Genomic DNA, 6,718 nt, shown 5'->3' with positions numbered 1-6,718 from the left:
CTCAGCAATCGTTGGTTACATCTTTGATTTCTCGCGGAGTAACTTGTGATGCTGATAATCTTGTTGACTATCAGTCTGACTGCACAAGCACCCACACGAATTGCTTGATTCAGTTGTTAAAGAGCGGCTGGTTAAGATCTTTCGTCTCAACCGAGGGGCGCATTCTACAGCAGCCCCTGTTGCTGTCAAGCGGTTATTTTCAGAAGTTTTCAAAGTTTCCCTTGTAACTTCAACCACTTGCGCTTCCGATCTCTCGTCAGCGGGAGGCGAATTCTACAGCGTTACACGCTGCTGTCAACACCTCTTTTTCAACTTCCTTTTGGCTTCGATGACCTGAAGCAACCTGCTGCCGAAAACTGCGTAACTCTTTGTTTAGCAAGGAGTTTTCCGTTTCGACTGCGCCGGAAGTGGGGCGAATTATAGACAGATAAAATTCGCCGTCAACTGCTAATTCAGGATTTCTATCAGAAAGCCGAAAATGACCTGAATAGCTCGGTTACCTATATAGAAGGATACGCCCGAGCGCTGCCCCCTTATCCAAATCCGTTAACGGCGGGCACGTCATGACTCACACCCCATCAATGCCATCGATGTTCACCATCGACCCAATGAAGTTCTCATAAAAATCCTGACGCGTAACATCCGCTCCATACCTACCCACGACACCCCGGAGCACACCACCATGAAACGCCAGATCATTCTCAGCCTCGCTTTCTCGGTACTGGCCGCCAACGCTTTTGCCGCCTCGCAGGCACAACCGACCATCAACACCCAACTCCAGCCAGTGATTGTCGAAGGCGGTTCGGATCGTCTGCAACAGAACCGCATCGCCGAAGGTGGCTCCGATCGCCTTCAACAGAACCGCATCGCCGAAGGTGGCTCCGATCGCCTGCAACAGAACCGCATCGCCGAAGGTGGTTCCGATCGCCTGCAACAGAACCGCGTCGCCGAAGGTGGCTCCGATCGCCTGACCCAGAACCGCGCATGACTTGCCGCCCCGCTGTACAGGACAAAAAGCCCGGCCTGAATCGCCGGGCTTTTTCTCGCCTGCCCCGCCCTTACCCGCCAGACGCTCGCTTCATGCAACGTTGATAACGCTCATCGACACGCTTGGCGAACCAGGCCGTGGTGAGTTTTCGAGTGATTTTCGGGCTTTGCAATTCAATTCCCGGCAACACCGCCCGGGGCAGTGATTGGCCTTGAGCCTTTTGCGCAAGTTCGAACACCCGCTTATAAAGCTTGCTGTATTCGAAATCCAGGCTGTCCCCCAGTTCCAGCTGATCGCGTATGGTCGTGTTGCGCATGTCCAGGCGCTTGCCCAGGCTCCGTACCGCCAACTCCGTCGTCCCCGGCATGATTGAGCCATGGCGGATCAGGTCACCATCCAGCGTCAGTGAACCACCGGTCGCACGATTGAGTGCCGCCTGGAAAGCCGCGTTGCGACTGGCGTACCAACCGGCATTGAAATCGGCAAAGCGGTACAACGGCTGACGGTAATTGACCGGGTAGCCGAGCAAATGCGCGATGCCGAAGTACATGCCGCCGCGCCGCGAGAACACCTCACGTCGAATCGAACCGTCCACCGCATAGGGGTAGTTGCGCGCCTGCTGCTCGGCAAACGCGATACTGACCTGCATCGGTCCTCCGGTATGCACCGGATTGAAGCCGTCGAACAGGCTTTTCCCCATCGGCACCCGGCCGATGAAGTCATCGAAGATAGCGCTGAGTTCTTTCTCACTGCGCGCGGCGTTCAATCGGTCGCTGTAGCTCTTGCCGTTCGTCGAGCTGACCTGCAAGGCACCCCGCACCAACAGGTTGGGGATGTGCGCCTTGGCAGCGCGTCGATCGATCTCGTCCCGGGCGATCTTGCCCAGGCCGGGAACCACAGGGTCTGCCTGAAACGTCGATTCCTGCTCGGTCACGGCCATTACTGAGCAGACGTTCTGCGTGGTGGCCGGGATCTTTTGCGCTTCGAACGCCGTATAGATGTCATTGGCCCAGCCTTCACGGTCAAGGGTCCTGGCCGGCAACAAGCGAACAATCTGCGCTTTCACCTGAGCCGGTTTCGGCGCCGCCTGCCGAGGGGCCTGGCTCGCGCAACCCGCCAACAGCAAGAGCGCCGCCAGGCTGGTGATCAATGATTTACAGTGCATGGGAGGTTCAAGGGTCCTTTTGACATACCGGGTAAAACGCTGGCGCCTACACTCCGGGTTTTCCCGGTGGAAATGCAAGCACCCTTGCTCTTCAATGAGAGATTGATTCGTGACTGTCTGACACCCAACCGCTTGAAGGAGTTCGACGCGATGCTGACCCTGGATTTCCTGATCACCTCATTGATTGTTGTCCTGATCCCCGGCACCGGCGTGGTGTTCACCCTGTCCACCGGACTGAGCGCGGGCAAGCGGGCCAGTGTGTATGCCGCGCTGGGCTGCACCGCCGGTATCGTGCCGCACCTGATGGCTTCGATCCTGGGGTTGTCGGCGATTCTGCATACCAGCGCACTGGCCTTTCAGGGGTTGAAGTTCGTCGGGGTCGCCTACCTGTTGTACCTGGCCTATGCCACCTGGCGCGATCGTTCAGCCCTTGCCGTGACCGATGCCCCCGTGACCCGCAGCGCCGCGCACATCATGCTTCGGGCCTGCCTGCTGAATGTGCTCAACCCCAAGCTGACGATTTTCTTCCTGGCATTTCTCCCTCAGTTCATCACACCAGGCGGTCCTGCGGCATCGCTTCAGATGCTGACACTCAGCGCCGTGTTCATGTTCATGACCTTTGCAGTGTTTGTGATCTATGGCTTACTGGCCAACATTTTTCGCACGGCCGTCATTCAATCACCCGGCGTCCAGAACTGGCTACGTCGCGGCTTTGCCGCCACCTTCGCCGCGCTGGGCCTGCACCTTGCATTTGCTCAACGCTGAGCCCCCAGTCCTGGAAAGGGTAATGCCGGGCAGCCAGATCTAAACTGTAGGGATCCGTTTCGAGATAAATCGGCCGTGTGGCACCTCACTTCAAAAAAAAAGCATAATCAAGAGAGCCCGCATGAAAAGAGTTCCGGTCGCCAACCTGCCATTGGCGTTGCTACTGCTCAGTGGCAGTCCTTACGTATTGGCAACCGAGGGCAGTGTCGGCAGGCCGATTACCGGCCAGATCGTCTACTCCAACGCCGGGATCATTCCACCGGAGCCTGGCTGGGTGGTGTCGGCGACCTCCATCTATTACGACGGCGAACTGAGCAAGAGCAAGCCAGCACCGGTGCGCGGCGAAGTGGGTAGCGGGTTGAAGATGAAAGTCTCCTACACCATGACCAACATCACTCGAATCTGGGACACCGGCAAGGGTCGCTGGAACTTTGCTTCGGCCGTTGGCCTGCCCGTGCAGTACACCGACGCCGAGGTCGACCTCACCGGACCACGCGGCCATACGGTGCGTGAAACCGACTACGGCACCCAGTTTGCCGACGCACTGGTCACGCCGATTGCTGCCGGCTACCACTTCAGCGCCACCGATCATATTGCGATGTCCTTGCCGATCTACGTGCCCACCGGCGCCTACGACAAGGATCGCCTGGCCAACGCCGGGCAGAACACCTACACCTTCATGCCGACCCTGGCCTACACCCACCTGTACGAGAAAGGCGGTGAGTTCAGCCTGCTGGGGGCGTTCGAGTTCTATACCAGGAACGACGCCACCGATTACCAGAACGGCAGTATCTTTCGCCTTGATGGCCTCTGGACCCACGGCCTTGGCAATGGCTGGGCGGCCGGGGTGGTGGGCGGCGTGATCAAGCAAGTGACCGACGACGAAGGTCCGACCGCCGACCAGTTGAACGGCTTTCGCGGACACTCGGCCGGTGTCGGGCCGTACATTGGCTGGAGTGGCAAGTTTTCCGATGCCCAGGCGAGCATCAATGCCCGCTGGGTGTCCGAGTTTGATTCCGTCAACCGACCGGAAGGTGACGGGGTCAGCGTGAACCTGACGCTGGCGTTCTTCTAAGTCTCAAGCCAGCGTCGCACGGAGCGCTCCTACGAGGGCAACGCTATGAACCGCAGCGACGTACTGATCATCGGTGCCGGCCCCACGGGGCTGGTCCTGGCGCTTTGGCTGTGCAAACTCGGAGTCCGGGTGCGCATACTCGACAAGACCAGCGTCCCCGGCACTACCTCCCGCGCCCTGGCTGTCCAGGCCCGCACCCTTGAGCTGTACCGCCAGCTCGACCTCAGCCAGGCCGTGGTGCAGAACGGCCACACCGTGCCCGCCGTCAATATGTGGGTCAAGGGCGTGCCCGCCGCGCGACTGCCCTTCGCGAGCATCGGCAAGGACCTGACGCCCTATGCCTTCCTGGAAATTTACCCGCAGGATCAACACGAACGGTTGCTGATCGAACGCCTGGAGCAATTTGGCGTGGAGGTCGAGCGAGACACCGAGTTGACCGGTTTCAGCGAGCACGACGGCGGCATCACCGCCCAACTGCTGTTGCCCGATGGTCAATCACACAGCTGCCAGGCCTGCTACCTGGCCGGCTGCGACGGTGCTCGCTCCACCGTGCGCAAGGCACTCGACATCGGCTTTCCCGGCGGCACCTACCAGCAAGTGTTTTATGTCGCCGACGTCAATGGCTCCGGCCCGGCGTTCAATGGCGAGTTGCACGTGGACCTGGATGAAGCCGACTTCCTGGCCGTGTTCCCCCTCGCCGGCACTGGCCGTGCCCGGCTGATCGGCACCGTGCGCGACGAACGCGCGGAGCAGGCTGAACCCCTCAGGTTCGAAGACATCAGCCGTCGCGCCATGGATCACCTGAAGGTGCAGGTCGACACGGTCAACTGGTTCTCGACTTACCGGGTCCACCATCGGGTGGCGGACGAGTTCCGCCTGGGGCGTGCCTTTTTGCTCGGTGACGCGGCCCACGTCCATAGCCCCGCGGGTGGCCAGGGCATGAACACGGGCATTGGCGATGCGATCAATCTGGCCTGGAAACTCGCCGCCGTCCTCAACGGTGGGGCCAGCGACAAGTTGCTCGACAGTTACGAGCTCGAACGCATGGCCTTTGCCCGGCGACTGGTGGCGACCACCGACAGGGTGTTCAGCTTCGTCACCGCCGAAGGCCCGATCGCCGACCTGCTGCGTACCCGCCTGGCGCCCTTCCTGTTACCGAAAATGGCGTCCGTGGAACGGGCTCGAGAGTTTCTGTTTCGCACCGTGTCTCAAATCACCCTGAATTATCGGGGGATGCCATTGAGCGAGGGGCACGCCGGCCATGTGTTTGGCGGGGATCGCCTGCCCTGGGTGCCAGACGGCGTCACCGACAACTTCGCCAGCTTGAGCCGCCTGGACTGGCAGGTGCACGTGTACGGTGACACCAGCGACGAAATGCGCGCCTGGTGCACCGAACATCATCTGGCGCTACAGGTGTTCGACTGGCTGCCCGCCCACGAAACCGCCGGGTTGGCGCGCAACAGTTTCTACCTGTTACGACCGGACACTTACGTGGCGGTGGCCGACCTGTCGGCCGACCCGAAAGTCATCGAACGCTACTTTCGCGACCACGGGATCAGGCCGTTCCTCTGCTGAGCACCCGTTAGTGCCGGCTCAAATCCCGCTCAGGGCCAGGTCCATCGCGAAGTACGTGAAGATCAGGTCCGCACCGGCGCGCTTGATCGCACCGAGGCTCTCACGCACCACGCGCTCCTCATCAATGGCACCGGCGGCCGCACCGAACTTGATCATCGCGTACTCGCCACTGACCTGGTACGCCGCCAACGGCAAGCGCGAGGCTTCACGGATATCGCGGATAATATCCAGGTACGCCCCCGCCGGCTTGACCATCAGCGCATCGGCGCCTTCCTGCTCGTCGAGCAAGGATTCGCGCACGGCTTCACGGCGATTCATCGGGTTCATCTGATAGCTTTTACGGTCCCCCTTGAGCGCACTGCCACCGGCTTCGCGGAACGGGCCGTACAGCGCGGAGGCGAACTTGGTCGAATAGGCCATGATCGAGGTCTGGCTGAAACCGGCGGCATCCAGCGCCCGGCGAATGGCCTGGACCTGCCCGTCCATTGCCGCTGACGGCGCAATCACATCGGCCCCTGCCCGCGCCGCGGCGACCGCTTGCTTGCCGAGGTTGATCAGGGTGTTGTCGTTGTCCACCTCGGCGCCATGCATCACACCGCAATGACCGTGATCGGTGTACTCGCAAAAACAGGTATCGGACATGACGATCATCTCCGGCACCGCGTCCTTGCAGATCCGCGCCATGCGCGACACCAGGCCGTTTTCATGCCAGGTGTCGCTGCCGTTGCCATCCAGATGATGGGACACGCCGAACGTCATCACCGACTTGATACCCGCCCGTGCATACCGCTCGATTTCACCGGCCAGTTTCGACTCGGGAATCCGGCGCACGCCCGGCATGCTGGTGATCGGCACGAAATCGTCGATTTCTTCCTCGACAAAGATCGGCAAGACCAGGTCATTGAGGGTGAATTCGGTTTCCTGGAACAGGCTGCGCAATTGCGGGGTGCGCCGCAAACGGCGAGGACGGGCTTCGGGGAACTGGCTGGACATGGGGTTTCCTGGCAGGAGGCCAACGGCCTGGACAAGACAAAGGTCGCAAAGACCGGGAGCTTATGCCCCTGGCCCCTTGCGACACAAATGCACATTCTGGAAGAGTTTATTACAGATCTGGCAACAATTGACGCTCGCCGACAGGGTTGCCCCCGCG

General features: G+C 60.3%; 6 protein-coding genes. 4 read left to right on the top strand and 2 right to left on the bottom strand.

Going from position 1 to position 6,718, the window contains the following annotated elements:
* Positions 1-682: 682 nt before the first annotated feature.
* Positions 683-988, top strand: coding sequence for a hypothetical protein (locus tag CKW25_RS09665; RefSeq protein WP_095078943.1), 306 nt, complete (start codon positions 683-685; stop codon positions 986-988).
* Between the two features lie 70 nt (positions 989-1,058).
* Here CKW25_RS09665 and CKW25_RS09660 read toward each other — a convergent pair whose 3' ends face one another.
* Positions 1,059-2,153, bottom strand: coding sequence for a DUF1615 domain-containing protein (locus CKW25_RS09660; RefSeq protein WP_095078942.1), 1,095 nt, complete (start codon positions 2,151-2,153; stop codon positions 1,059-1,061).
* 150 nt (positions 2,154-2,303) lie between these two features.
* Between CKW25_RS09660 and CKW25_RS09655 the strand changes: the two genes are divergently transcribed.
* From CKW25_RS09655 to CKW25_RS09645, 3 genes are all read left to right on the top strand, one after another.
* Entirely contained in the window at positions 2,304-2,918 is a 615-nt protein-coding gene (locus tag CKW25_RS09655; protein WP_095078941.1) for a LysE family translocator, read from the top strand.
* Positions 2,919-3,039: 121 nt separating this feature from the next.
* Positions 3,040-3,993, top strand: coding sequence for a transporter (locus tag CKW25_RS09650; protein WP_095078940.1), 954 nt, complete (start codon positions 3,040-3,042; stop codon positions 3,991-3,993).
* 45 nt (positions 3,994-4,038) lie between these two features.
* Positions 4,039-5,568, top strand: a complete 1,530-nt coding sequence (locus tag CKW25_RS09645; protein ID WP_095078939.1) for an FAD-dependent monooxygenase — start codon at positions 4,039-4,041, stop codon at positions 5,566-5,568.
* An 18-nt stretch (positions 5,569-5,586) separates the two neighbouring features.
* Here the strand turns inward: CKW25_RS09645 and hemB are convergent, their stop codons facing one another.
* The gene (hemB, locus tag CKW25_RS09640) at positions 5,587-6,561 is read right to left on the bottom strand and encodes a porphobilinogen synthase (protein WP_095078938.1); all 975 of its coding nucleotides are present in this window, start codon (positions 6,559-6,561) and stop codon (positions 5,587-5,589) included.
* Positions 6,562-6,718 lie beyond the last annotated feature (157 nt).

Source organism: Pseudomonas sp. Irchel s3h17 (assembly GCF_900187505.1).
Lineage (GTDB): Bacteria > Pseudomonadota > Gammaproteobacteria > Pseudomonadales > Pseudomonadaceae > Aquipseudomonas.
This window is presented reverse-complemented; position numbering and strand designations above follow the sequence as displayed.

Excerpts from the sequence above, each read along its gene's own strand:
- CKW25_RS09665 (WP_095078943.1), top strand. The coding sequence starts at position 683 with ATGAAACGCCAGATCATTCTCAGCCTCGCTTTCTCGGTACTGGCCGCC.
- CKW25_RS09660 (WP_095078942.1), bottom strand. The coding sequence starts at position 2,153 with ATGCACTGTAAATCATTGATCACCAGCCTGGCGGCGCTCTTGCTGTTG.
- CKW25_RS09655 (WP_095078941.1), top strand. The coding sequence starts at position 2,304 with ATGCTGACCCTGGATTTCCTGATCACCTCATTGATTGTTGTCCTGATC.
- CKW25_RS09650 (WP_095078940.1), top strand. The coding sequence starts at position 3,040 with ATGAAAAGAGTTCCGGTCGCCAACCTGCCATTGGCGTTGCTACTGCTC.
- CKW25_RS09645 (WP_095078939.1), top strand. The coding sequence starts at position 4,039 with ATGAACCGCAGCGACGTACTGATCATCGGTGCCGGCCCCACGGGGCTG.
- hemB (WP_095078938.1), bottom strand. The coding sequence starts at position 6,561 with ATGTCCAGCCAGTTCCCCGAAGCCCGTCCTCGCCGTTTGCGGCGCACC.